This is a genomic window from Massilia sp. BHUDP2 (genome assembly GCF_046236355.1).
Lineage (GTDB): Bacteria > Pseudomonadota > Gammaproteobacteria > Burkholderiales > Burkholderiaceae_D > Telluria > Telluria varians.
Genome location: NZ_JBJUVW010000003.1, coordinates 791109 through 814454, shown reverse-complemented (window position 1 = coordinate 814454; position 23346 = coordinate 791109). Strand labels below are relative to the sequence as shown.

Here is a 23346-nt window from a genome sequence, read left to right as displayed (position 1 = left end):
ATTGGAGAACACGATGCGCCTGACTGCCACCCTGCTCGCCGCCTGCCTGGCCTTGCCGCTGTCCGCCCTGGCCGACGACTCCTGCGACGGGCTGGCCGGCGAACTCGCGGTCATGAAAGAGGCCGGTCAGGCGCTGCGCAAGCGCATCGACTACCTCGACCCCGAGAGCCCTGTTCAGCAAAAGCTCTTGCAGCACGTCGAGCTGGTCGACCGCGCCAACAAGGAACGCCTGAAGGCCCTGATGGCGCGCTGTGGCTGGCCATCTGCGGCCACGCATGGCACAGGGGCAGTCAAGGATGCCTGGCTGGTGGTCCAGCAGGCGGAACGCGACCTGCCTTTCCAGAAGCAGGCGCTGGCCCTGGTCGAGCAGGCCGCCGGCGCGGGCGGCGACGGCCTGGACGAATCCTTCGCCTACCTGTACGACCGCATCGCGGTCATGGAGAAGCGCCCGCAGCATTACGGGACGCAGCTGTCGGCCCCGACCGGAATTTACTGCGCGCTGGCGTTCGACCGCATGGACGACCGCGCGCAGGTCGAGGCGCGCCGCGCGCGGCTCGGGATGGCGCCGCTGGAGTCCTACCGGCGCGCGGTGCTGGAGATGCAGCGTTGCCCGGTTCCGCCCCGAGATCCTGCGGATTACCACTACGGGCCGCCGGCGCCGCAAGGCGTGGCGGCACGGGCGGACATCAGACGAAAGTGAAGGTCAGCTCTTCCGGCAGGCGCGACTTCGGCAGGCCGGCATTGAAGTCCGCGTCCGAGCTGTAGCCGAAGCTGGCCAGCACCACGCTGGCCAATCCCTGCTCGTGCAGGCCGAATTCCTCGTCCAGGATCTTCTGGTCGAAGCCTTCCATCGGCGTGGCGTCGATGCCGAGCGAGGCCGCGCCCAGCAGGGCGGTGCCCAGCGCCAGGTAGACCTGCTTTTCCAGCCATTGCGGCAGGTCGCGCGTGGTGTAGCGGTGGGTGCGCACATAGCCGCGCCGGCCGGCGTCCTGGCCCGCACGGGCCGCATCGTCGCGGAAGCGCCCGTCGCGCGCTTCCTGCGCCAGCAGGCGCTCCAGGTGGGCGTCGTCCATGTCGATGCGCGAGCAGAACACGATCACGTGCGAGGCATCGAGGATCTTCGCCGCGTTGTAGCCATAGCCGCCCTGCGCCGCCTTGGCCACGCGCGCCTTGCCCTCGGGGGTGTTGGCGACGATGAAGTGCCAGGGCTGCGAGTTCACCGACGAAGGGCTGTGGCGCAGCAGGTCGTACACCTTCTGCATGAGTTCTTCGGGGACGCGGCGTTCGCTGTCGTAGGCCTTGGCGGTGTGGCGCTTGCGGGCGCTTGCGAGAATATCCATCTTGTTCGTTTCCTTAGCTTGTTACATTACATTGACTTGAAAATGTTCGAGCACGATCTTGCCGACCGCGCGGCCGCTCTCGATCAGGGCATGCGCGCGGCGCAGGTTCTCCGCCGAGATGCTGCCGTAATGCTCGCCGAGCGTGGTGCGCAGGCTACCCTCGTCGACCATTTGCGCGACGAGATTCAGGAGCTTGTGCTGCTTGATCATGTCGTCCGTCTCGAACATCGAGCGCGTGAACATCAGCTCCCAGTGCAGCGAGATCGACTTGCGCTTGAGCGGCACGGCGTCCAGGGTGGCCGGGTCGTCGATCAGCGCGAACTGCCCCTGCGGCGCCAGCACGTCGACGATGGCGGGATAGTGCTTGTCGGTGTGCGTCAGGCTGATGACGATGTCCGCCGCCGGGAAGCCCAGCGCTTCGAGCTGCGGACGCAGCGGCTGCGCGTGGTCGATGACGTGGTGGGCGCCGAGCTCGCGCACCCAGTTGCGGGTTTCCTCGCGCGAGGCGGTGCCGATCACGGTGAGCCCGGTGAGCTTGCGTGCCAACTGTAACAGGATCGAGCCGACTCCGCCGGCCGCGCCGATCACCAGCAGCGACTTCCCGCTAGCGCCGCCCTCGGCGATGCGCAGGCGGTCGAACAGCAGCTCCCAGGCCGTGATCGCGGTCAGGGGCAAGGCGGCCGATTGGGCGAAATCGAGCGTTGCCGGCTTGCGGCCGACGATGCGCTCGTCCACGGCCTGGAACTGGCTGTTCGAGCCCGGACGCAGCAGCGAACCGGCGTAGAACACTTCGTCGCCTTCCTTGAACAGGGTGACGGCGCTGCCGACGCCGCGCACGATGCCGCTCGCGTCCCAGCCCAGCACGCGCGGTTCGGTGACCGGGCTGCCCAGGCGGATCTTGGTATCGACCGGATTGACCGAGACGGCGCGCACTTCCACCAGCAGGTCGTGCGGACCGGCCAGCGGCATCGGCAGCTCGATCTCCTGCAGGGACTGGGGATCGCTGATGGGCAAGCCATGCTGGGTATACACTACTGCTTTCATGTTGAATCTCCGGTAAGTTTTAAGGTCAATGACGATTCTATGTAGCAGGCCGGGGATGAAAAACCCGGCTGGAGCGATTTCACTTTCACAGCTGGAGAGAAAATGATCAGGCTGGATGACCTGGCGCTGTTCGTCCGTACCGCTGCCCTGGGCAGCTTTTCGAAGGCCGCGCGCGAAGTCAATCTGCTGCCCGGGCAGGCCAGCGCGGCTATTCAGCGCCTGGAGCGCGAGCTCGACATCCGACTGTTCGCGCGCTCCACCCGCAGTCTACGCCTGACCGAGGAAGGCAAGCGCTACCTGCCCTTCGCGCAGGACGCGCTGGATGCCCTGCGCGAGGGTTACGACGGCATCCGCGGCGACGCCAACTGCCTGACCGGCACCCTGCAGATCGCGGCGCCCTCGGACTTCGGGCGCAACCTGCTGCTGCCCTGGATCTCGGAATTTCGCCGCGCCCATCCGGGGCTCGACATCCAGCTCCTGGTGTCGGACCAGGTGGCGGACGTGTTCCGCGACCCGGTCGACATCGCCCTGCGCTACGGGCAGATCGACGACGCGAGTTATGTCGCCCTGCCGGTCGCGCCCCATAACCGCCGCGTGCTGGTGGCCTCGCCCGCCTACCTCGCCCAGTATGGGCGCCCGGGCTCGCTCGACGCGCTGGCCGATCACAACTGCCTGCAATACCGGCTGCGCGGCCGCACCTACGACCGCTGGTCCTTCCCGCTGGCTGCGGGCGCGCGGCTGGTGCAGGTGTCGGGACGGCTGGTGAGCGACGATGCCGAGGTGGTGCGGCGCTGGGCGCTGGCCGGCGAGGGCATTGCCTACAAATCCTGGCTCGACGTCAGCCAGGACGTGGCGCAGGGGCGGCTGGAAGTGCTGCTGCCGGAGCTGCCGGGCGAGCCCACCCCATTGAACCTGGTCTGCCCGCACCGCAGGCAGTTCTCGCCCGCGGTGAAGCTGTTGCATGCCCTGGTCGAAGAACGCTGCCGCCCGCTGGCGCGCGAAGCCTAGGCTTCCTCGTCGATTTCCGCCGCCAAGGTGGCCACCAGTTCGCCCGCCGGCATGACGCGCGCCTGGGCGAAGTTGGTGCCGCCCCAGTTGACCGAGTAATCCTGGCTGCCCTTGCTGGACGCGGCCGCATGCAGGGCCTTGGCGGCATCGTAGGCGATCGGGTAGTCCGGCAGCGGCGGATGGCCGTCGGCCCCGACCTCGAGGAACAAGCGGTTGACGATGCCGCGCGCCGGCCGGCCGGAGATGACGGCCGTGAGTTCGGTCTGCAGTGCGCTGCCCTGCGCGATCAGCGCGCGGTGGTGCGGCGGGGCCGAGGACTCGGGACAGGCGATGAAAGCGCTGCCCATCTGGACCGCGCTGGCGCCGTGATAGAAGGCGGTGCGGATCTGTTTTCCGTCCATGATGCCGCCGGCCGCGACCAGCGGCAGCGTGAGCTTGTCGCGCAACTGTTCCAGCAGCTCGAAGGTGGGCAAGGCCGGGTCGGGTGCGGAAGGATCGAAGATGCCGCGGTGCCCGCCCGCTTCGATGCCTTGGGCGACGATCACGTCGATGCCGGCCGCCTCGATCCGTAGCGCCTCGTCCAGCGAAGTCGCGGTGGTGAACAGGACGATGCCGGCGGCCTTCAGCGCGTCGATCCAGTCCTGCGGCGGCAGGCCGAAATGGAAGCTGACCACGGCCGGGCGCGTTTCCAGCAGCAGCTCGAGCATCGCCTCGTCCGCCAGGAAGCTGCGGTAGATTTCCGACAGCGCGGCGGGAGGCTCGGCGCCGAACTGCTCGAAGTGCGGACGCAGCCAGGCCAGCCAGGCGGCTTCGCGCGCCGGGTCGGCCTGGGCTGGCATATGGGTAAACAGGTTGGCGTTGAACGGCCGGCCGGTCTTCTCGCGCACCGCCGCGATGGCGGCGCGCGCCGCTGGCACGGTCGAGGTGCCCAGGGCGATCGAGCCAAGCCCGCCCGCTTCCGAGACGGCGGCGGCCAGCGCCGGGGTGGAAACGCCCGCCATGGGGGCCTGGATGATGGGGTAGCGGATGTCCAGCTTCGACAGCAGGTCGTGGCTCATGGTTGCGGCTCCGTCAAGGTGACATCATGAGTATAGCGAGAGCCGCGCGCTTATGCGCCGCGTACCAGCAGATACGCCAGCACCAGCATCAGCGTGCCGGTGGCCGCTTCGATCGCGCGCCACACCGCCGGACGGCCGAGCACCGTCGCGAAGCGCCGGGCGCCCAGGCCGAGCGCCGAGAACCACAGCACCGAGGCCGTCATCGCCCCGAGGGCAAAAGACAGGCGCGCCTCGCCGGCCAGGCTGCTGCCGACCGCACCCAGCAGCACCACGGTATCAAGGTAGACGTGCGGGTTGAGCAGCGACAGCGCCAGCACGGTGGCCAGGGCGCGGCCCAGGGTTTGCGCCTTCTCGTCCGGCGACGCCGCGAGCGACGCGCCGCCGCGCAGGCTGCTCGTCCAGCAGCGCCAGCCATACCAGACCAGGAAGGCGGCGCCGCCGTAGCGCGCCATCGCCATGAGAGTGGGCGAGGCTTCCACCAGCGCGCCCAGGCCCGCGATGCCGAGCCCGATCAGCAGCACGTCGACCGCGATGCAGGCGGCGACCGTGGCCAGCACGTGCTGGCCGCGCACGCCGGTACGGATCACGTGCGCGTTCTGCGCACCGATGGCCATGATCAGGCTGGCTCCCAAACCCAGCCCCTGCAGGAAAACCTGTTGGGAAAACATGATGCACCTCGACGAAAACCGCCATGTTTGCTTACCGCACAGCTAAATTCAAATATATTCATGATTTCTAAACTTAGTTAAGCAAAACTGATCCATGCAGATCGATCCCCGCCGCAGCGCGGCCTTCATCGCCGCCGTCGACAGCGGCAGCCTGGAAGCGGCGGCCGCCCAGCTGTCGCTCAGCCCCTCGGCCGTCTCGCAGCGCATCTCGGCGCTGGAGCAGGACTTCGGCACGCCGCTGCTGGTGCGCAGCCGCCCCTGCCGGCCGACCGGGCCGGGCACGCGCCTGCTGCAGTACCTGCGCCGCTCGACCCTGCTGGAATCGGAGTTCCTGGCCGAGATGGGCATGGACGACGGCCCGGCCCGGGTGGCGATCGCGGTCAACAACGACACCCTGGCGACCTGGCTGCTGCCGGTGCTGGCGCCCATCCTCGCGCAGGAAGAACTGCTGGTGGAATTCGTGCTCGACAACCAGGGGCATACCTTCGCGCTGCTGGAGCAGGGCCGCGTGGTGGCCTGCATATCGGGCGAGGCGATGCCGATGCACGGCTGCAGCGTGAGCCCGCTGGGCCAGATGCGCTACCGGATGGTCGCATCGAACACCTTCGCCCGGCAGTGGTTCGCCGACGGCTTCAACCGCGAGACCGCGCGCCGCGCGCCGGTGGTGGTCTTCGACCGCAAGGACTCGCTGCAGTCGGCCTTCCTGCTGAAGCACTTCGGCCTGCCGGAGGGCTCCTACCCGTTCCACTACGTGCCGGCCAGCGACCCCTTCGTGACGGCGATCCGGGTCGGCATGGGCTACGGCATGCTGCCGCTGGAGCAGTGCGGCGCGATGCTGGAGGACGGCAGCCTGGTGGACCTGGCGCCCGCGCTGCACGTGGACGTGCCGCTCTACTGGCACGCCTGGCGCATCCAGCCGCCCCGGCTCGAACGCATGGGTGCGGCGCTGGTCAAGGCCGCGCGCGCGGTGCTGCTGCCGCTGCCTTAGGAAGCATGCACGAGTTTCAGGCCCGGCCCGTTGCTGCGCTGGGCCGTGCGCGCCGGCGCCACCGGCCACCATTGCGCCACCCCCCACAGCAATTCCGGCATCAGGAACAGCCAGACCAGCGGCAGCCCGCCCTGGGCCAGCGCCCACAGCATCCAGGTCGCGAACAGGAAGCGCCCGGCGCCGTCGTAGCGTCCCAGCGCCAGGCTCGGTTCCAGCAGGCGCCGCACCGACCACAGCAGCACCAGGCTGCCCATCAGGCAGGTAATCATGATGTGGAGCTGGGCGAAGGGCGGCAGCGCCGCGCCGCCCAGCCAGAGATTGACTTTGCCCAGCTGCGGGTACAGCAGCTGGAAGGTCCAGGGCGTGGCGAAGGGCGCCACGATGAGGATATCGAACAGGGCGCTGGCGCGCGTGATGCGGAGATAGGTGGACAGCGTGACGGTCGGCATGGCGTGCTCCTGCGGCGTTGAAGGGCGCATCCACGATGCTGGCATGCCTCGCATCAATACTCTTTGCGATGGACGAAAAAAAGGGCTGGACGTGTGGACGTCCAGCCCCAAAGGATGGAGATTGTGTCAGCGCCGCTTCAGGTTCAGGTGCCGATACGGCCGCCGTCGTTCTTGGTGATCACGATGGTGGCCGAGCGTGGGCGCTTGCCGGCGCCGTAGCCGGCGTTCGCCGGCCACTGGCTGGTGTACTTGGCCGGGTCGGCGATGTTGGCGGAGGCGGTGTTCTCGCCCGGGTGCTGGATGTTCACGAACAGCGCCTTGCCGTCCGGGGTCTCGGCGATGCCGGTGATCTCGGAACCGACCGGGCCCACCAGGAAGCGCTTGAGGGTATCCTGGGTCGCGTTCAGGCCGACGTAGGTGTCCACGCTCAGGGTGCTGCCGTTGGCGCGCGGGTAGTTCAGGGTGACCTTCTTGCCGTCGCCCACGCGTCCCGGCACGCCGGCCAGCATCATGCAGTTGGTGACGTCGGTGTAGGCGCCGTCGTCGGTCTGGATCCAGCAGATGCCCGTGGAAGGGGTGAAGGCCAGGCCGTCCGGGCTCGAGAAATCCTGGTCGGCGGTCAGGCCCGACAGGTTCACGGTTCCCGCCGGGGCGCCGGATTCGGCGCCGAACAGGTAGACGTCCCAGGTGAAGCCGGTTGCGGTGGAGCCGGCGCTGCCTTCCTTGACACGGATGATGTGGCCGTTCGGGTTGCCCTGCTGCGCGGTGCTGCCCTTCATGTCGGTGTAGACGCGCGGGTTGGCGGCGTCCGGCGCGGCCTGGCTCGAGCCGCTCGGCTCGACGCGGCGGTTGCTGTTGTTGGTCAGCGTGAAGTAGATCTCGCCGGTGCCGGGGTGCACCGAGCACCATTCCGGGCGGTCCATCTTGGTCGCGCCCACGGCGTCGCCGGCTAATCTGGCATTCACCAGCACGTCGGCCTGGTCGGCGAACTTGTAGCCGGCGTAGGAGGCGATCGCCGGATTGCCGATCGAGAGTTCGATCCACTGGCCGCTGCCGTCGGCGGAGAACTTGGCCACGTACAGCTTGCCGCTGTCGAGGTACTTGTCGCCGGTGGCGATGCGGTCAAGCGGCGTCGCGTCGGCGGCGGCCCACACGGCATTCGAGACGAACTTGAAGATGTATTCGTTGCGCGAATCGTCGCCCATGTACACGGCCAGCGGCTGACCGACGACCGGCTTGCCGAACACGGCGCTTTCGTGGGCGAAGCGGCCCAGCGCGGTGCGCTTCTTGATGGATTTGGTCTTGTCGTAGGCATCCATCTCGACGATGTAGCCCATGCCGTTCATCTCGTTGCGGTAGTCGTCGCTGCCGTCGAGCGACGCGCCCTTCCTGCTGATGTCCCAGCGCTGGTACTTGTCGTCGGCGCCGCCGGTTTCCCAGCCGTGGCGCGACGCCGCGCCCTGGCTGCGGCCATAGCGGTTGAGCGAGGCCACGCTCTTGTCGCCGCGCGCGGCATCGTCGCCGGTGGCGCGGGTGAAGTAGCCGGACCAGTTCTCTTCGCCCGACAGGTAGGTGTTCCACGGGGTCTTGCCGGTGCCGCAGTTGTTCAGGGTGCCGCGGATTTTCGTCCCGTTGGTCGAGTACTTGGTGACCACCAGCGCGTTGCCGCGTACCGGGCCCGAGATCTCGACGTCGGTCTGCTGGTGCACGCGGCGGTTGAACGACGAATCCTTCTGGTAGGCCCACTTGCCGCCGCTCTGGCGCACTTCGACCACGGACAGGCCGTGCAGCGCCATTTCCTTGTCTACTTCCGCCGCCGGGCGCGGCAGGGTCATGGTGCCGCCGTTCGCGTGCACGAAGAACGAGGACAGCTTTTCGTCGGTGGTGGCTTCGTGGTTCATCGCCAGCAGGCCGCGGTCGTTGACGCTGGTCGACGCCGTGCCGGTGCCGGACAGCGGGAAGAACTCCATGCCGTCGTGGTGGTCGCCGGCGCGGTTCTCGAAGTCGCCGTCGCTGCCGTCGTTCTTGTAGGCGGCGGTGTTCGCGGTCAGCGGATCGCCCAGCGCATACAGGACGCTGGCGGTGTAGCCGGCCGGGACGACGACCGTATCGGCCAGGCTCTTGGAGACGGCGCCGAAGCCGAGCAGTTTTTCCGTTGCCGGCGGCGGGGTGCTGCCCGTTGGCGGCGTGGGGGCGGTGGCGATGTCATTGTCCGAACCGCCGCAACCGCTCAGGCCGATGGCGCCCAGCAGGGCGGAGGCAGCCGTCGCGGCGCCGCCGCGCAGCAGGCTGCGGCGGCTCAGGCGGGCTTCGAGGACGGTGCTGAAGTGTTCATTCGACGAAACGTTCGTATCGATGTCGTCATGGTCGACAGGGATGCGGGCGAGGTCGGTCGGCTTGTTCACGGGTAATCCTGTTGGTTGTTAGGAAAAGTCCGTGCATGGTAGGGAGCGAAGATGACTTCCTTGTGACCATTCGATAACAGTTGTGTGACAAATTTGCCGAATTTGGCGACGATGCCAGGAGCATGCAGATATACTGCCGGGTACCCAACAAGGACCCTACTATGCAGGACAGCCGCGCCGCCTTGCAGGCGCTCGACCCGGCCACCCTAGGCCACCAGCTCTTCGAAGCCAGTCCCGACTGCGTCAAGTTGCTCGATGGGAACGGCCATATCGTCGCGATGAACAGCAACGGCCTGCGCGCCCTCGAACTCGACGGTATCGAAGCGGTACGCGGCCAGCCCTGGTCCGCGTTGTGGCCTGAGGCGAGCCGTGCCGAGGTCGAAGCCGCGATGGCGGCGGCGCGCAGCACCGGCCTCGGCCGCCTGCGCGCACCCTGCCCGACCGCTGGCGGCACCGTCAAATGGTGGGAGGTCACGGTCAGCCGGGTCGGCCACGACGGCCTGCTGGCGAACTCGCGCGACATCACCGGCCAGGTGCGCGCCGAGGCCGAGCGCGAAGGCCTGCTGGCCCAGCTGCGCGGCGCCAAGCAGCGCATGGAAGACGTGTTCCGCCAGGCGCCGGCCTTCATGTGCGTGTTCACCGGCCCCGATCACGTGTTCGAGCTGGAAAACGAACGCTACCTGCAGCTGGTCGGCGGCCGCTCCAACATCGGCATCCCCCTGCGCGAGGCGCTGCCGGAACTCGCCGGCCAGGGTTTCCTCGAACTGTTGGACGGCGTATACCGCAGCGGCGAACCGGTATTCGGCAACGACGTGCCGGTGATGCTGCAGCGTCGCCCGGATGCGCCGCTGGAGCGCCGCTTCGTCGACCAGGTCTACATGCCGCTGCGCGACCCCGCCGGCCGGGTGACGGGCATCCTGGTGCACGGCATCGACGTCACCGACCGCAAGCTCGCCGAGATCGAGCTGTACGAAAGCCGCGAACGCTTCCAGAAGATCGTCAGCCAGGCCGCCACCGGCGTGGTGCAACTGGACCACGAGGGCCGCATCACCCTGGTCAACCAGAAGTACTGCGAGATGGTGCAGCGCCTTGAATCGGAACTGCTGGGCGCCAGCGTGCTCGACGTTACGGCACCCGATTCGGTGCCGGTGACGCTGGAGGCGGTGCGCCTGCTGGCTGGCGGCGAGTCGGGCGTAGTCGTCGAGAAGGAATACCTGCGCCGCGACGGCAGCCGTATGCCGGCCACCAGCAGCGTGAACGCGCTGCGCGGCCCGAACGGCGAATTCCAGGGCCTGGTGGCGATCGTGGTCGACACCACCGAAAGCCGGCGCGCCGCCGAGAAGCTGCGCGCCAGCGAGGAGCGCTACCGCACCCTGTTCGAATCGGTCGACCAGGGCTTCTGCATCTTCGAGATGATCTTCGACGCGCAGGACCGGCCGGTCGACTACCGCTTCCTCGAGATGAACCCGATGTTCGAGGCCCATACCGGCCTGCACGACGCGGTGGGCAGGACGGCGCGCGAGATGATCCCGACCCTCGACGCGTTCTGGTTCGAGACCTACGGCCGGGTCGCGCAAACGGGCGAGCCGGTGCGCTTCGAGAACGAAGCCCCTGCAATGGGCCGCTGGTTCGACGTCTACGCCACCCGTATCGGCGGAGAAGGAAGCAGGCGGGTGGCCCTGCTGTTCAGCGACATCACGGCGCGCAAGCAGTCCGAGGAAACCCTGCGCAAGCTGGCCAGGGACCTGGAAGAGGCCGACCGGCGCAAGACCGAATTCCTGGCCACCCTGGCGCACGAGCTGCGCAACCCGCTGGCGCCGATCCGCAGCGGCCTGTCGGTCATGCGCCTGAAGGGCGACAACGCCGCCTCGGTGGCGCGGGTGCGCGAGATGATGGAACGCCAGGTCAGCCACATGGTGCACCTGATCGACGACCTGCTCGACGTCGCCCGCATCAGCGGCGGCAAGCTGGAACTCAAGAAGGAACGTGCCGACCTGCGCGGCGTGCTCGCGAGCGCCGTCGAGACCAGCCTGCCGCTGATCGAAACCGGCCGCCACGAGCTGTCGGTGGACCTGCCGGCGCATGCGGTGCCGGTCGAGGCCGACGTCACCCGCATCGCCCAGGTGGTGGCCAACCTGCTCAACAACGCCGCCAAGTACACCCCTAACGGCGGACGCATCGGCCTGTCCTTGCGCATCGAAGGATCCGAGGCGCTGATCGCGGTATCGGACAACGGCATCGGCATCCCCCGGGAACTCAGCTCGGTGTTCGAGATGTTCAGCCAGGTCGGGCACCACCTGGAACGCGCCCAGGGCGGGCTGGGGATCGGCCTGTCGCTGGTGCGGCGGCTGGTGGACATGCACGGCGGGTCGGTGGCGGCAGCGAGCGGCGGGCCGCACGCCGGCAGTACCTTCACCGTGCGCCTGCCGCTGGCCGAGGGCGCCCAGGATACGCCGCAGCGGACCGCCCCGGAGACCGCGGACGGCGCTGCCGGCGGCACCCGGATCCTGGTGGTGGACGACAACGTCGACGCGGCAATGACGCTGTCGATGATCCTGGAAGCCTGCGGCTACGTGACGCAGGTGGCGCATGGTGGCATCGAGGCCCTGGCGGCCGCGCACGCCTTCCGGCCGCAGGTGGCCTTCCTCGACATCGGCATGCCCGGCATGGACGGCTACGAGACCGCACGCGCGATGCGCAGGCTGGAAGGGCTGGAAGACGTCAGGCTGGTGGCGCTGACCGGCTGGGGCGCGGAAAGCGACCGCCGCAAGTCGAACGAGGCCGGCTTCGACCAGCACCTGACCAAGCCGGTGCAGCTGGACGTGGTGCAGGACCTGCTGGCCAGGCTCGCCGCCTGAAGGTTCAAGCCTGACGCTGGCCTAAAGCGATGCAGGCGGCGCCCGCCAGCGCCAGCCCAACGCCGAGATAGTCGCTCCACACCGGCCTGATGCCGTCCACGATCCACAACCAGGCCAGCGCGGTGGCGATATACACCGCGCCGTAGCTGGCGTAGACGCGCCCGCTGGCGGCCGGGTGCAGGGTCAGGAGCCAGACGAAGACCGCCAGGCTGAGGGCAGCCGGAACCAGCAGCCAGGCGGAGCCCTTCCCGGTCAGCCACAGCAAGGGCAGGTAGCAGCCGAGCAGCTCGGCGATGGCGGTGACAAAGAACAGGCCGGCCATGCGGCTGAAGGGCAGGAGATCGAAGGGCATGGATGGACGCGCTTGTGGAAAACGCCCATCTTATCCTCAGCTCAGTTCAGCACAACGCCTGTGCCTCGAACCACGCGCGGCTGGCCGCATCCGCCGGGAAGAAGGATTCCAGGCGCAGCTCGTGCACGGTCACGTCGTGCGGCGTGCCCAGCGTGGTGATGGTGGTGAACAGGTTCAGCGTCACCTCGTCCTTGCGCAGCTGGACCGGCAGGAAGGGCAGGGCGCGGCGGTCCAGGTTGGGCTGGCTGGCCGCCCCGGCGATGCCGGGAAAGGCCATCAGCTCGTCCAGCAATGCACTGGCCTCGCTGCCCGGACCATCGCCCATCGCCTCGCGCTGCACCCATTGCAGCAGGTCGGTGCAGACGTCTTCCCAGTTCAGCAAATGGCGCCGCAGGCCGTCCGGATCGAGCGTCAGCTTGAGCACGTTGACCGAACCGTCGCGCGGGATCGGGGCATGGGCCGGCATGCCGAGGAAAAAACGCATCATGCGGGCGGCCGGCTCGTTCGCCATCACCAGGTTCCACAGGCGGTCGACCACCAGGGCCGGATAGGGTGCCTGCTGGGCCAGCATGAAGTCGAGCGCCTGCATCACGGCCGCCAGCTCCGGGTCCGACAGGCTGCGCTCGCGGTAGGCCGGCGCGAAGCCCGCCGCCAGCAGCATCGCGTTACGCTGGCGCAGCGGGATGTCGAGCACCAGGCCGAGCTTGAGGATCAGCTCGCGGCTGGGAGCCGCCCTGCCCGTCTCCAGGAAGCTCAGGTGGCGCTGCGAGATCCCGGCATCCACCGACAGTTTCAGCTGACTGGTCCCGCGCTTGCCGCGCCAATAGCGCAGCGCGGCGGCGAAATCGCTGAAGTACTGGTTGTCCACTGCGCGCGCTGCGGTATCCATGGCTTGCCTCCCGATCCGGTTTGCGGCCGATTGTGGCCCAGGCTTCACGCCTTGTCGAGGAAACCGGTGACGCTGGCCAGGCGGCCGTCGCCCGCCACCACGGCGATGTCGGTGCCATGTGCCACGCTGTCGCCATCCGGGGCGCGCAGGGTCCACGAAAAGCGCACCACGTTGTTGTGGCCGTCCGGCACGCCGACCAGCTCGAAGCGGTGGCCGGGGAAGTGCAGCTGGGCGCCGGCGATCAGGGTCTCGATGCCTTCGTGGCCGCTGCCCTGCATCAGCGGGTCGACGTAGCGGGCGTTGGCGGTGAACAGCTGGCGGACGTGGGCGCGGCGCGCGGCGCCGTCGGCTTCGTTCCAGGCGGCCAGGTACTGGCGGGCAATCGTGCTTGCGTTGTTCATGATCATCTCCTGTGGGTGCTGTCGTATCGACAGGCGCCATTCTCCGCAGGCGGCTGGGGGCTGGCGATTACCTGCCAGGTAATGGTGACCGGTGCCTGCGCCACCGATTCGCGATCCGGCGTATCCTCCCGGGGACAGACCTTATTTTGGCGGTGGATACCTTGAGCGAGCAGACACTTTCAGCAATCAAGCTCGGCGCGCAGCAGCTGGCGGACGTGGTCACCCTGCCCGCCCGGCAGCGCTATACGCGTTTCGTGCAACAGGTGGCGGAATCGGGCGAAGTGTGGGGACTGTACCGCGACGGCTGGGCGCTGGCCAAGACCGACGACGGCACCCTGGTGTTCGCCATGTGGCCCGCCAGCGAATTCGCCGACCTGTGCGCGGAATACGAATGGGATGGCTACGAGCCGCAAGCCTTTCCGCTGGACGACTTGATGAGCGATTTGCTGCCCCAGCTGGAAGAGGATGGGGTATTGCCGGGCATTTTCTACACCCCGGGAGACCGTGGCCTGACGCCGACCGCGACGATGCTGCGGATGGACCTGGAGCGCGAGCTGAGCCGGCGCTAGAGGCTTAATTCGTAGCGCACGTCGCGCCGGTCCTCGGTCTGCAAGCCCTCGACCAGGTAGGCATCCCAGCCCAGCCGGCCTTCATCGCCTTCCAGCCGCACGTTGCGCACGTCGGCCGCCAGCAGCACCAGTTCCACCTCGTATTCGAGCGACAGCCCGGTGAACATCGCCAGCATGCTGCGCAGCGCCCGCGCGGCCAGCCCGCCCGGCAGGAAGTCGTTGAAGCCGGCCCGGTCCAGCGGCCCCACCACCAGGCGCAGGCGCAGGTCGCGCTGCCAGACGCGCGCGCCGGCAATGGCGCCCCCACCGAGCACCGCATTGTCGCTGCCCAGGATGGTCTGCTGCCCTGGCGGCACCTCGTACCAGCAGCCGACGAATTGCTCGGCATGGACGCGCTGCCCAAAATATTCCGACAACACCCGCCCCAGTTGCACGCTCGAGGCCGGGCGCTGGCGCATCGCGCCGGCAAAGTAGGCGATCGACTCGTCCAGCACCGCCCCATCCTCGCTGCCGGCCAGGCGCCGCCGCAGTGCGCCGCTGCCCAGACCGGCCAGGCTCAGGAGCAGGGGCAGGAAGGCGTCGTGGCCGTCGCGCTGGTATTGCAGCGCCAGGCGGTACTTGCGCCAGGCCTCGTAGAACAGGGCCAGCGTGCGGTTGGAAAAGGTGTCGAGGAAGGCGCGCGCGCCTTCGGCTTCCGATTCTCCCTTTTCCAGCGACTGGTGCTCGGCGATGCGCTCGGTGTAGTGCAGCGGCAGGACGCCGTGGCCGCCCAGCAGGCCCATGAAGGACGGCGTCAGGCGCACGTACTTGAGCGCCCCCGCGTCCAGCGCGGCGGCCAGCGCCGCAGGCCTGGTATCGATGTCGCGCGGCTCGGCCTGCACCGCCTCGAGCTGGCTGGCCGGAAAACCGAGCGAGACCGAATTCTGGAAGCGCAGGTACTGCGCCACCAGGTCGCGCGAGGGCTTGCCGCGCCGGCGCAGCCACAGCTCGAGCATGCGTACCGCCTGGACGTACTCGAAGCGGTAGGGCTCGCGGAACAGGCGCTCGATTACAGCAGGCTCAAATCGCCGCTGCGGGGCTGGCATGTCAATATCTGTTCTCCGGTTTTGCTCGATGCGATCACCAGCTGGGTGAAGCTGTTGGCATGCACGTACAGCGCCAGGAAGCGCTCGACCACCTGGGCAAAGGCATGGATGCCGCTGCCGACAAAGGCCTCTTCGTCGATGCTGAGCCGGACTTCGACGCCGCGCACCAGGCAGGTGAAAGGATTCCCGGCCAGCCAGGCGGTGGTGGGCCGCTGGGCGATCGCCTTGATGCCGCCAATCTGGCGCTGCGAGGATGGCGAGCGGGGCAGGTCGTACAGGGCCAGCATCTCGCGGAAGGCATCGACCCCGCCGTCGGCCAGCGACAGGTGGTTCAGCGCCAGGTGCGAGATCAGGCGCCAGTGCGCGCCGCGTCCGCTGGCGAAGCGGTAGGACGCCGTGGGCTTGCGCAGGAAGGCGATCGATCGCACGCTCGAGCCGCCCTCCAGGAACAGGTCGCCGCCCTGCTGTCCATAGCTCAGGCTGGCCGGCAGGTCGCGGTTGGTGCAGGTGAGTTCGATGTTCAGGGTGTCGGTTTCCACCTCGCCCGGGTCGAAGTCGATGTCGACGATCGACACCTGGGTTTCGAAACCGGGACTCCGCTCCGCCAGCGACGCGTCGCGCCGCACCGCATAGTAGTGGCCGGCGTCGTCCGGCATCTGCGCGTGCTTCAGCGCGTAGAAGGGCCGGAACTGCACCAGGCTCTCGCCCTGCGGGGTCTGGCGGATCAGGCTCAGGGACTCGATCGCATAGACCTCGTAGGCAAAGGCGCGCCGTGCGTCGGCCAGCACCGGGTAGCTGGCGCTGGTGTGCGTCACGCGGATCGGTTCGCCGCGCTGGCGGAACAGGTTGATCACCGGGGTGCAGCCCAGCAGCACGTTGTTGGTGGACAGGGTGCCGAGCATGCGCGCCAGGTTCGAATCGGAACGCACACCGGACAAGGCCAGGTGCAGGGTCAGGGTGCGCGCACCGGGAGGCGCATGCGCGGCCAGCGCCTGCAGATCGATGTCGATGAAGTTGAACTTCTCGGGGAAGCAGAAGTATTCGGTCAGCAGGCGGTAGGCAGCGTGCGAGCGCGCCGGGAAGTCGATCAGCGATTCCTCTTCGCCGAAGCCGGCGGGCTGCACCGGGATGGCGGGCAGCGCAGTCCAGCTGCCGCTGTTGTCGGCTTCGACGTACGCCGCGACGCCGCGCATGAAGAGCGCATCGCGCAGGGCCGCGCAGAACGAGGGCTCGCCGTCGATGAAGACGCGCAGCATCGGCAGCGCGAGCTGGGCGATCGAACCCTGCTCGGAAGTAGAGGACACGGTGAGGCTGATGCTGGAAGACGCATTCCCCGGCAGGCGCACGGCGTCGGGGGCGTCGATGATGGCCGAGAAGGCGGCGCGGGCAAGCGCCAGCGGCGCCACCGTGACCGGGTAAACCGTGCGGAAGGTGCAGGCCGCGCCGCGCACCGGGCGCGTGTTCAGCTGGGTGCCGCGCGCGATGGTGCTGGAGCCGGCCTGCTTGGCGGCGCCGCCGAAGTCCATGCGCGCGATCGAGCACGAAGGGAAGGGGCGCAGGTAGTGCGGATATAGCACCTCGAACAGCGCTTCCGTGAACTCCGGATAGTCGTCGTCGAGGCGCTTGGCGATGCGTGCGTTGAGCAGCGCAAAGGATTCGATCATGCGCTCGGTATGCGGGTCTTCGCACACCTCGCCGCTGATCAGGAGGCGCCCGGCGATCCGTGGATAGCGCTCGGCGAACTCGCGCAGGTCGCGGCGCAGGTAGCCGAGTTCGCTTTCGTAATAGGGCAGCATCTGGTCCATCTTCAAGCCCCTGGCGCTGCGGCGCGCGCTGCCTTGCCGGCCTTGCTGATGCTGTACTGCAGGGTCGACGGCGTCAGGACGGCGTCGAAGTTGACCGGCTCCTGCGACACGCTGGCCACCAGCACGGCGGTGATCGAAAAATTCAGGCGGTTCACCGACTCGCCGTGCAGGTCGAGATTCGCCCGTATGTTGCGCAGGCGCGGCTCGTGGCAGGCGATGGTCTTCTCGATGCTGGCGCAGATGGACGCGCGGTCGGTCGGGCTGGACAGGCAGCGGTCGGCGAAGTCGTTCAAGCCATAGGTGACCATCGAGCGGCTGCATTCGGGGTACGCCTTGAGCGCGCCCTCCGGGATGCTGGAACGAGTGTTGAGCAGGGACTCGAGGTCACGCGCCACCGTGTCCTTCAGCTCGTCGATCGTCAGCCTTTGCGCGGCAGGCTTGCCCGGCCCGCGGCTCGGCATGCCCAGCAGGCGGTCGAACAAGCCTGGCGTGTAACCCTTCATCGCACTCCCCTTTGTGCCGCCGTGTGGACGGCAAAAAACGAAATTCGATGTTGCCATGCCGGGCAGCGTCAACGTTTGATCAACTTCACATGGGCAACCCTTTCCAGTTGTTATGGTTTCTCGGGTAGGTTCCGCCAAATCAAACCAAACATTGAGGGAAGGCAGAGATGACTAGCAAAGTTCTCTGGGGCGAAGGCCTGTTATTGCGTCCACAGCACTTCCAGCGGCAAGACCACTATCACGAACAATGCCTCCACAAGAGCATCAAGGCCGTCCATCCCTATGCCTGGGGCGTGGAAGCCCTGCAGGTCGACCGTGAAGCCCTGGCCAACAGCGTGCTGCGGCTGCTGGCCCTGGCGGTGCGCTTCCAGGACGGGGAGCTGGTCGACGCCCCGGACCTCGACGCCTTGCCCGAGACGGTGGACCTGAGCCTGCTGCCGCCCTCGCAGCAGACCATCACCTATTACGTCGCCCTGCCCGGCATGAAGCCGTTCACCGGCAATTTCACGCCGCCCGGGCAGGCCAGCAACACGGCGCGCTTCGTGCAGGCGAACCAGGAAACGCCCGACCTGTACACCCAGGCCGCGCCGGTGCAGCTGGCCTACCTGAAGAAGGCGGTGCGGCTGGTGTCGGAGGCGGAGCCGCGCGACTCCTACATCCACTTCCCGCTGCTGCGGCTGCGGCGCGCCTCCACCGGCGGCTTCGAGATGGACGAGAGCTTCGTGCCGCCGACGCTGTCGACCGGCGCCGCGCCGGTGCTGTTCCAGCAGCTGCGCCGCCTGCTCGACGCGCTGCAGGCCAAGACCGCCGCCCTGTACGGGCACCAGCGCGAGCCGAGCCGCAATGTGGTGGAGTTCCGCTCGGGCGACATGTCCTCGTTCTGGCTGCTGCACACGGCCAGTTCCGCGTATGCGACGCTGACCCACCACTTCCACCATCCGGCCCTGCATCCGGAACGCCTGTACGAGCAGCTGCTCGACCTGGCGGGTGGCCTGATGACCTTCTCCAAGAGCTGGACCTTGGGCGACCTGCCGCCCTACCAGCACAATGACCCGGGACCGTCCTTCACCAAGCTGCATGCGATCATCCGCGAGCTGCTCGACACGGTGATCTCTTCCAAATACTTCGCCATCGCCCTCAGCGAGGTGCGGCCGTCCTACCACATCGGCGCGCTCGACTCCGGCAAGATCGACGAGCGGACCACCTTCTACATCGCCGTATCGGCCGCCATTCCCGCGGTGGAGCTGGTGGACGTGGTGCCGCTGCGCTTCAAGGTCGGCGCGCCGGACGACGTCGAGAAGTTCGTCCTGTCGGCGCTGCCGGGCGTGCGGCTGCAGTACGCGCCGCAACTGCCGGCGGCGGTGCCGGTGCGTCCCGAGACCTGCTACTTCGTGCTGGAGGCGAAGGGGCCGATGTACGAGCGCATGCTCAAGGCCCAGTCGATCTCGATCTACGTCCCGGCCGGCCTGAAGGAACTGCGGCTCGAGCTGCTGGCCGTCGCCGCATGAACGCAGCGCTTGATTTTCCCGCCCTGGGCATGTTCGGCACGGGGCTGAGCCAGCACGCACGGCTCATCACCCTGGCAAGCAGCCAGGAGAGCGGCCTGCCCGAATCCCTGGTGGCGGAAGCGTTCAGCGGGGTCGAGGCGGTCAACGCACTGTTCGCGTTCGACGTGGATGCGCTCAGCACCTCGACGGACCTCGACCTGGGGCTGTTCATCGGCGAAGAGCTGAGCATCGGACTGCTGCAGCCGGACGGTTCGCGGCGCATGTGGCACGGGCTGTGCACGTCGGCCTCCTGGCTGGGAGCGGATGGCGGCGTGGCGCGCTACCGCCTGCGGCTGGAGCCGGCGCTATCGATGCTGGCGCTGCGGCGCGACAGCTACATCTTCCAGGACAAGAACGTCCGCGACATCGTCTGTGAATTACTCGCGGATTATCCACAGCTGCGTTTTGATTTCGACATCACGCAGGAACTGCTGCCGCGCGCGGTCTGCACCCAATATCGGGAGAGCGACCTGGATTTCTTCACGCGCCTGCTGGCATCGGAAGGCCTGAGCTGGCGCTTCGAGCATGAGCAGGCGGAAGATGCGGAAGACGGCGCGCACGGTCAGGCGAAGCACCGGCTGATCGTGTTCGACAGCAGGGCGATTGCGCCTGCCACGCCGGGCGGTGAGGTCCTGCGCTTCCACGGCGTGCGCGCTACCGAGCAGGATGATGCGATCGACGGCTTCCGGGCGCGCCGCAGCGTGCAGGCCAACAGCGTCGCGATCAGCAGCTGGGATCCGGCGCAGTTGCTGGCGCCCGCGTACGAACACGTCTCGCATCTCGATGCGGGGGACCTGCCGCCGCTGCACCTCTACGACGGCAGCGGCGAACGCATCGCCACCGAACGCGGCGCCGCCGATACGCACAGCGAATTGATGCTGCAGGCGCTGGAACTCCATAACAAGGTGTTCGACGGGACCGGAGCGGTGCGCAGGCTGACGGCCGGTCATGCGTTTTACCTGAGCCAGCATGAGCGTTATCCCGACGGCGAGAACGCCTTCAAAGTGCTGTCGGTGCGGCACAAGGCGCGCAACAACTTCCGGACCGGGGTGGCGGGCGCCGTCTCGTCCGTTATCGAGCATGGGACCTACCGCAATACGTTTTCCTGCGTGCGCGAAGTGGTGCCGCTCGTGCCGCGCCTGACGCTTGCGCCGCACCGGACCACGGCGCCGGGGCCGCAGTGTGCCCTGGTGGTCGGGCTGGGGGATGCGGTATCGACCACCAACCGCGATCACCAGGTGCGGATCCAGTTCGCCTGGCAGCGGGGCGCGCGTCCGAACCCGGGCGGGATGGCGCACAACACCGACGACAAGGGCTGCGCACCGGGGAACGAGACGTCCGGCACCTGGGTGCGCGTGGCCGAGGCGCTGGCCGGGCCGAACTGGGGCACGGTGTTCACGCCGCGTATCGGGACCGAGGTGCTGGTCGACTTCATCGAAGGCGATATCGACCGGCCGGTGATCGTGGCGCAGCTCTATAACGGGTCGGATCTGCCGCCGTTCTCGGCCGGCGTCGACTCAAACGCCAACCATGCGGGCGTGCTGTCGGGGATCCATACCCGCAACTTCGACGGCAGCGGCTACAACCAGTGGCAGATCGACGACACGACCGGACAGCTGCGCATGCGGCTGGCGAGCAGCGTCGGGCTTAGTCAACTCAATCTCGGCTACCTGATCCATCAGGAGCCCGGGACTTCGCAGCGTGGTGGGTATCGCGGCAGTGGGTTTGAACTGCGTACCGATGCGTGGGCGGTGATTCGCGGTGGAGAAGGTGTGTTGTTATCCACACGCGCCCGGCCTGCATTGGGAGCCAGCGTGACCTCGACGCAGATGGACGTGGCGGAGGCGGTGGCGCAGTTCAAGCGTGCGCAGGAGCTGTCAACCACGCTGGCGGATGCAGCGGCGCAGCAGCAGACCTTGTTCAGCAAGGATGCCTTGAAGGCGCACGAGGCGTTCATCGAGCAGATCGATCCGGCAGCGAAGGGCAAGTACGAAGGGCCGGTGAATGGGCAGCCGGCGCTCAAGGCCAAGCCGGGGTCGCGCGAGCTCGATGCGTCGCAGCCTGTGGAGAAGTTCGGCTCGCCGATCGTGCTGATGGATTCGGCGGCCAGCATCAACTGGGCGACGCCGGCGTCGACGGTGCTGTACGCGGGGAAGCATCTGCACTGGACCACGCAGTCGGATTTGCACATGACGGCGGGGCATACGTTTTCGTCGGTGTCCGGCGGGGCGACCAGTTTGTTTACACACTCAGGTGGGATTCAGGCGATTGCGGCGAACGGGCCGGTGTCCTTGCAGGCGCATACGGATGCATTGGAGATTTTGGCGGACAAGGAGATCACCGTGATCTCGGTGAATGACTGCATCGAGATCAAGGCGAAGGAAAAGATCGTGCTACAGGCGGGGGAGTCGTCGATCACGCTGGAAGGTGGGGATATTACGTTTGCGTGTCCGGGGACGTTTTCCGTCAAGGGTGGACAGCACGTGTTTGATAAGGGCGGTCGCCAGACTGCCAATCTCCAGAACCTGCCGAGTGAGCTGGGCAAAGAAGAGCCTAATTGGATTTCACTCAACTACCTGGATGCAGAGGTTGGGGAAGGCATCCCTGACGTGGAGTACGAAATCCATTTCGATAAGGGGCCTGTGCTGACGGGGACACTGGACGCGAACGGGAAAGCACGTCATAAGAACGTCGACAACAAGCCAGTGAAAAAGGTGGTGTACAAACCGCGCAAGCCGAAGGACGAAAAACCACATGACCCCTTGCAAAAGTTACTTGGTTGATCGCGACATCTGCCCACTGTCTTCGTTGGAGTAATCCATGCCTGACATTAATACGACACAGATGCGTGATGCCCTCGCCTGGACCACGAACGAGCAGCGCCCCGAGGAAGAGGTAAGTTCCAATCCATGGGAATGGTTCTGGCAGGCGGTTCAGGGGGACTTCAATGAGAACCGCTCTACCGGGCAGATCGTCGCCGATGCGGCGATATCGATGATTCCTTTGGTTGATCAGATCTGCGATGTGCGCGACCTGATTGCTAATTGCAAGAAGCTCCATCAAGACACCTCTGATACCTGGGCTTGGGTAGCGCTTGCTCTGACACTGATCGGCTTGGTTCCTTTCCTCGGTTCGTTTGTGAAAGGTGTTTTAAAGATCTTCTTTGCCTTTATTCGACGCGCCGGCGGAAACGCCATTATAAGCGCCGTAGACAAGGCTATTACATGGGTTGTAGCGCTGCTCCGTCGAAGAGTTTTTCAAAAATATCTGCGAGAACACAAAATCGATGATGTTTTTTCTTGGCTGGCTAACGAAATCAAGAAAGTCAAATCGAAAACTGGTGCTACAGAACTTATCAAAGCATTCGATTCCGCAATCGCAACATTGCGACAACTTACGGCCAAGGTCGCTCATATTCCAGTAGTCGGTCCTAAGGCCACTCAAGCATTAGAGCAAGTAATGTGGGTACGCGCTAGAGCGACCGAGGGGATCGCCAAGGTCAATCTTACCATTGACGCTATATTTGATGCGGTCATTATGCGCTTGCTAGGAGAAACAGCATTAAGCAAGAAAGCGATTGTCAACCTGAACAATGTGCATTATCGCGGCGCACTGCCTAAGGCGACTGCCGTTACATTAATGCGCCGGCCCCGTCCGTGCCCGAAATGGCTTAATGAAGGAAATAATCGCCGTTGGTCTGAGGCAAATCCAAAAAATGCTGCCAAAAGAGTAGCAAGCAAGGTCAAGGAAGGCTGGCCGAATCTGACAGAACAAAATATCAAATCCTTTCACAAATTGAGCGCTGATGAAATAAAAGGACCAGCGCGTCTTATTCGGATTCTGTCGCCAAACAGTCGAGCGATGAGTGATTGCTGGATCAGCGAAAAAATTTTCAATGATATTCAAAACTCTCCAGATCCGCGTGCCGCGTGGCGGAAATATTTAGCTGTCTGGCCCGACTGGAACGTGAACGGCCAATTTGTCGTCTATGACGTCAAACCAGGTGAAACATTGAAGGTATGGAGAGGTCCAGCATCCAGTCAGAAAAAAGATGCGCTAGCGGACAGACATCTGGAAGGAGGTTGGGAACAGATAGTATTCAACGTCGAAAGGAACGATCAACGCAATGACATAATGAGATATTACAAGACGAACGATAAAAGCACTCTGAACGAGTCAATCAGCCAAGAAGAGTTTTTCAAGTTACCAAAACCTAAGCAAGAAGAATACTTGGGGATTCGGCAGAAGATCGCGCATCCGAACATAAGTGGCCCGTTTGAAACCGGATGGGGTTACACAGATTTTGAAGGCACTGGGTTTCCGGACAAAATTGGTTTGCCTGCCTTACCTGGGCAAGTGACTTCATTCAAGCCGTAA

Annotated in this window: 20 protein-coding genes; 8 read left to right on the top strand and 12 right to left on the bottom strand. The window is 66.1% G+C overall.

Features of this window, described 5'->3' with window-relative positions; genetic code table 11:
• The first annotated feature begins 13 nt into the window (after positions 1–13).
• Positions 14–700, top strand: coding sequence for a DUF6624 domain-containing protein (locus ACK6C6_RS20420; RefSeq protein ID WP_409268997.1), 687 nt, complete (start codon positions 14–16; stop codon positions 698–700).
• Here ACK6C6_RS20420 and nfsB read toward each other — a convergent pair.
• Together nfsB and ACK6C6_RS20410 are read right to left on the bottom strand one after the other, a co-directional pair.
• Positions 687–1340 carry an oxygen-insensitive NAD(P)H nitroreductase gene (gene nfsB / locus ACK6C6_RS20415; protein ID WP_209589357.1) on the bottom strand — a complete coding sequence of 218 codons (654 nt, stop codon included), beginning with the start codon at positions 1338–1340 and terminating at the stop codon, positions 687–689. The genes ACK6C6_RS20420 and nfsB overlap by 14 nt on opposite strands.
• Before the next feature lie 21 nt (positions 1341–1361).
• Positions 1362–2384 (bottom strand): zinc-binding alcohol dehydrogenase family protein, encoded by a 1023-nt coding sequence (locus ACK6C6_RS20410; protein ID WP_409268995.1) that lies wholly within the window; start codon positions 2382–2384, stop codon positions 1362–1364.
• A gap of 102 nt (positions 2385–2486) precedes the next feature.
• Here ACK6C6_RS20410 and ACK6C6_RS20405 point away from each other — a divergent pair, with 102 nt between their 5' ends.
• Positions 2487–3392 (top strand): LysR family transcriptional regulator, encoded by a 906-nt coding sequence (locus tag ACK6C6_RS20405; protein ID WP_409268994.1) that lies wholly within the window; start codon positions 2487–2489, stop codon positions 3390–3392.
• Here ACK6C6_RS20405 and ACK6C6_RS20400 read toward each other — a convergent pair.
• Both ACK6C6_RS20400 and ACK6C6_RS20395 read right to left on the bottom strand, forming a co-directional pair.
• On the bottom strand, positions 3389–4450 hold the full coding sequence (locus ACK6C6_RS20400; protein WP_409268993.1) for an NAD(P)H-dependent flavin oxidoreductase: 1062 nt from the start codon (positions 4448–4450) through the stop codon (positions 3389–3391). The genes ACK6C6_RS20405 and ACK6C6_RS20400 overlap by 4 nt on opposite strands.
• Before the next feature lie 50 nt (positions 4451–4500).
• Entirely contained in the window at positions 4501–5118 is a 618-nt protein-coding gene (locus tag ACK6C6_RS20395) for a LysE/ArgO family amino acid transporter (RefSeq protein ID WP_409268992.1), read from the bottom strand.
• 94 nt (positions 5119–5212) lie between these two features.
• Between ACK6C6_RS20395 and ACK6C6_RS20390 the strand changes: the two genes are divergently transcribed.
• Entirely contained in the window at positions 5213–6106 is an 894-nt protein-coding gene (locus ACK6C6_RS20390; protein WP_409268991.1) for a LysR family transcriptional regulator ArgP, read from the top strand.
• Here ACK6C6_RS20390 and ACK6C6_RS20385 read toward each other — a convergent pair.
• Positions 6103–6555 carry a hypothetical protein gene (locus ACK6C6_RS20385; RefSeq protein WP_209589362.1) on the bottom strand — a complete coding sequence of 151 codons (453 nt, stop codon included), beginning with the start codon at positions 6553–6555 and terminating at the stop codon, positions 6103–6105. The genes ACK6C6_RS20390 and ACK6C6_RS20385 overlap by 4 nt on opposite strands.
• Before the next feature lie 143 nt (positions 6556–6698).
• A complete protein-coding gene (locus ACK6C6_RS20380; protein WP_409268990.1) occupies positions 6699–8960 on the bottom strand; it encodes a PhoX family protein in 2262 nt (753 codons plus the stop codon).
• A 161-nt stretch (positions 8961–9121) separates the two neighbouring features.
• Between ACK6C6_RS20380 and ACK6C6_RS20375 the strand changes: the two genes are divergently transcribed.
• Positions 9122–11818 carry a PAS domain-containing protein gene (locus ACK6C6_RS20375; protein ID WP_409268989.1) on the top strand — a complete coding sequence of 899 codons (2697 nt, stop codon included), beginning with the start codon at positions 9122–9124 and terminating at the stop codon, positions 11816–11818.
• Positions 11819–11822: 4 nt separating this feature from the next.
• Here the strand turns inward: ACK6C6_RS20375 and ACK6C6_RS20370 are convergent, their stop codons facing one another.
• The 3 genes from ACK6C6_RS20370 to ACK6C6_RS20360 are packed head-to-tail and all read right to left on the bottom strand — an operon-like array spanning position 11823 to position 13460.
• A complete protein-coding gene (locus tag ACK6C6_RS20370; RefSeq protein WP_409268988.1) occupies positions 11823–12170 on the bottom strand; it encodes a YnfA family protein in 348 nt (115 codons plus the stop codon).
• Positions 12171–12216: 46 nt separating this feature from the next.
• Positions 12217–13059, bottom strand: coding sequence for a helix-turn-helix domain-containing protein (locus tag ACK6C6_RS20365; protein ID WP_409268987.1), 843 nt, complete (start codon positions 13057–13059; stop codon positions 12217–12219).
• Positions 13060–13103: 44 nt separating this feature from the next.
• A complete protein-coding gene (locus ACK6C6_RS20360) occupies positions 13104–13460 on the bottom strand; it encodes a nuclear transport factor 2 family protein (RefSeq protein ID WP_409268985.1) in 357 nt (118 codons plus the stop codon).
• A gap of 161 nt (positions 13461–13621) precedes the next feature.
• Between ACK6C6_RS20360 and ACK6C6_RS20355 the strand changes: the two genes are divergently transcribed.
• Complete coding sequence (locus ACK6C6_RS20355; RefSeq protein ID WP_209589367.1) at positions 13622–14029, top strand: DUF2750 domain-containing protein; 408 nt, start codon at positions 13622–13624, stop codon at positions 14027–14029.
• Here the strand turns inward: ACK6C6_RS20355 and tssG are convergent.
• From tssG to tssE, 3 genes are read right to left on the bottom strand one after another with little or no spacing between them, the layout of a single operon-like run.
• Entirely contained in the window at positions 14026–15114 is a 1089-nt protein-coding gene (tssG, locus tag ACK6C6_RS20350) for a type VI secretion system baseplate subunit TssG (RefSeq protein ID WP_409268984.1), read from the bottom strand. The genes ACK6C6_RS20355 and tssG overlap by 4 nt on opposite strands.
• A complete protein-coding gene (tssF, locus tag ACK6C6_RS20345; RefSeq protein ID WP_409268983.1) occupies positions 15078–16919 on the bottom strand; it encodes a type VI secretion system baseplate subunit TssF in 1842 nt (613 codons plus the stop codon). The genes tssG and tssF overlap by 37 nt, the downstream gene beginning before the upstream one ends.
• 2 nt (positions 16920–16921) lie before the next feature.
• Entirely contained in the window at positions 16922–17422 is a 501-nt protein-coding gene (tssE, locus tag ACK6C6_RS20340; RefSeq protein ID WP_209589370.1) for a type VI secretion system baseplate subunit TssE, read from the bottom strand.
• A 167-nt stretch (positions 17423–17589) separates the two neighbouring features.
• Between tssE and tssK the strand changes: the two genes are divergently transcribed.
• From tssK to ACK6C6_RS20325, 3 genes are read left to right on the top strand one after another with little or no spacing between them, the layout of a single operon-like run.
• Positions 17590–18930, top strand: a complete 1341-nt coding sequence (tssK, locus tag ACK6C6_RS20335) for a type VI secretion system baseplate subunit TssK (RefSeq protein WP_409268981.1) — start codon at positions 17590–17592, stop codon at positions 18928–18930.
• Positions 18927–21752, top strand: coding sequence for a type VI secretion system Vgr family protein (locus ACK6C6_RS20330; RefSeq protein WP_409268980.1), 2826 nt, complete (start codon positions 18927–18929; stop codon positions 21750–21752). The genes tssK and ACK6C6_RS20330 overlap by 4 nt, the downstream gene beginning before the upstream one ends.
• A gap of 37 nt (positions 21753–21789) precedes the next feature.
• Complete coding sequence (locus ACK6C6_RS20325) at positions 21790–23346, top strand: hypothetical protein (RefSeq protein ID WP_409268979.1); 1557 nt, start codon at positions 21790–21792, stop codon at positions 23344–23346.

Bases quoted from the DNA above. Each gene is read 5' to 3' on its own strand.
- tssK (WP_409268981.1), top strand. From the start codon at position 17,590: ATGACTAGCAAAGTTCTCTGGGGCGAAGGCCTGTTATTGCGTCCACAG.
- ACK6C6_RS20395 (WP_409268992.1), bottom strand. From the start codon at position 5,118: ATGTTTTCCCAACAGGTTTTCCTGCAGGGGCTGGGTTTGGGAGCCAGC.
- ACK6C6_RS20410 (WP_409268995.1), bottom strand. From the start codon at position 2,384: ATGAAAGCAGTAGTGTATACCCAGCATGGCTTGCCCATCAGCGATCCC.
- ACK6C6_RS20330 (WP_409268980.1), top strand. From the start codon at position 18,927: ATGAACGCAGCGCTTGATTTTCCCGCCCTGGGCATGTTCGGCACGGGG.
- tssG (WP_409268984.1), bottom strand. From the start codon at position 15,114: ATGCCAGCCCCGCAGCGGCGATTTGAGCCTGCTGTAATCGAGCGCCTG.
- ACK6C6_RS20370 (WP_409268988.1), bottom strand. From the start codon at position 12,170: ATGCCCTTCGATCTCCTGCCCTTCAGCCGCATGGCCGGCCTGTTCTTT.
- tssF (WP_409268983.1), bottom strand. From the start codon at position 16,919: ATGGACCAGATGCTGCCCTATTACGAAAGCGAACTCGGCTACCTGCGC.
- nfsB (WP_209589357.1), bottom strand. From the start codon at position 1,340: ATGGATATTCTCGCAAGCGCCCGCAAGCGCCACACCGCCAAGGCCTAC.
- ACK6C6_RS20405 (WP_409268994.1), top strand. From the start codon at position 2,487: ATGATCAGGCTGGATGACCTGGCGCTGTTCGTCCGTACCGCTGCCCTG.
- ACK6C6_RS20325 (WP_409268979.1), top strand. From the start codon at position 21,790: ATGCCTGACATTAATACGACACAGATGCGTGATGCCCTCGCCTGGACC.
- ACK6C6_RS20360 (WP_409268985.1), bottom strand. From the start codon at position 13,460: ATGAACAACGCAAGCACGATTGCCCGCCAGTACCTGGCCGCCTGGAAC.
- tssE (WP_209589370.1), bottom strand. From the start codon at position 17,422: ATGAAGGGTTACACGCCAGGCTTGTTCGACCGCCTGCTGGGCATGCCG.
- ACK6C6_RS20375 (WP_409268989.1), top strand. From the start codon at position 9,122: ATGCAGGACAGCCGCGCCGCCTTGCAGGCGCTCGACCCGGCCACCCTA.
- ACK6C6_RS20390 (WP_409268991.1), top strand. From the start codon at position 5,213: ATGCAGATCGATCCCCGCCGCAGCGCGGCCTTCATCGCCGCCGTCGAC.
- ACK6C6_RS20400 (WP_409268993.1), bottom strand. From the start codon at position 4,450: ATGAGCCACGACCTGCTGTCGAAGCTGGACATCCGCTACCCCATCATC.
- ACK6C6_RS20420 (WP_409268997.1), top strand. From the start codon at position 14: ATGCGCCTGACTGCCACCCTGCTCGCCGCCTGCCTGGCCTTGCCGCTG.
- ACK6C6_RS20365 (WP_409268987.1), bottom strand. From the start codon at position 13,059: ATGGATACCGCAGCGCGCGCAGTGGACAACCAGTACTTCAGCGATTTC.
- ACK6C6_RS20385 (WP_209589362.1), bottom strand. From the start codon at position 6,555: ATGCCGACCGTCACGCTGTCCACCTATCTCCGCATCACGCGCGCCAGC.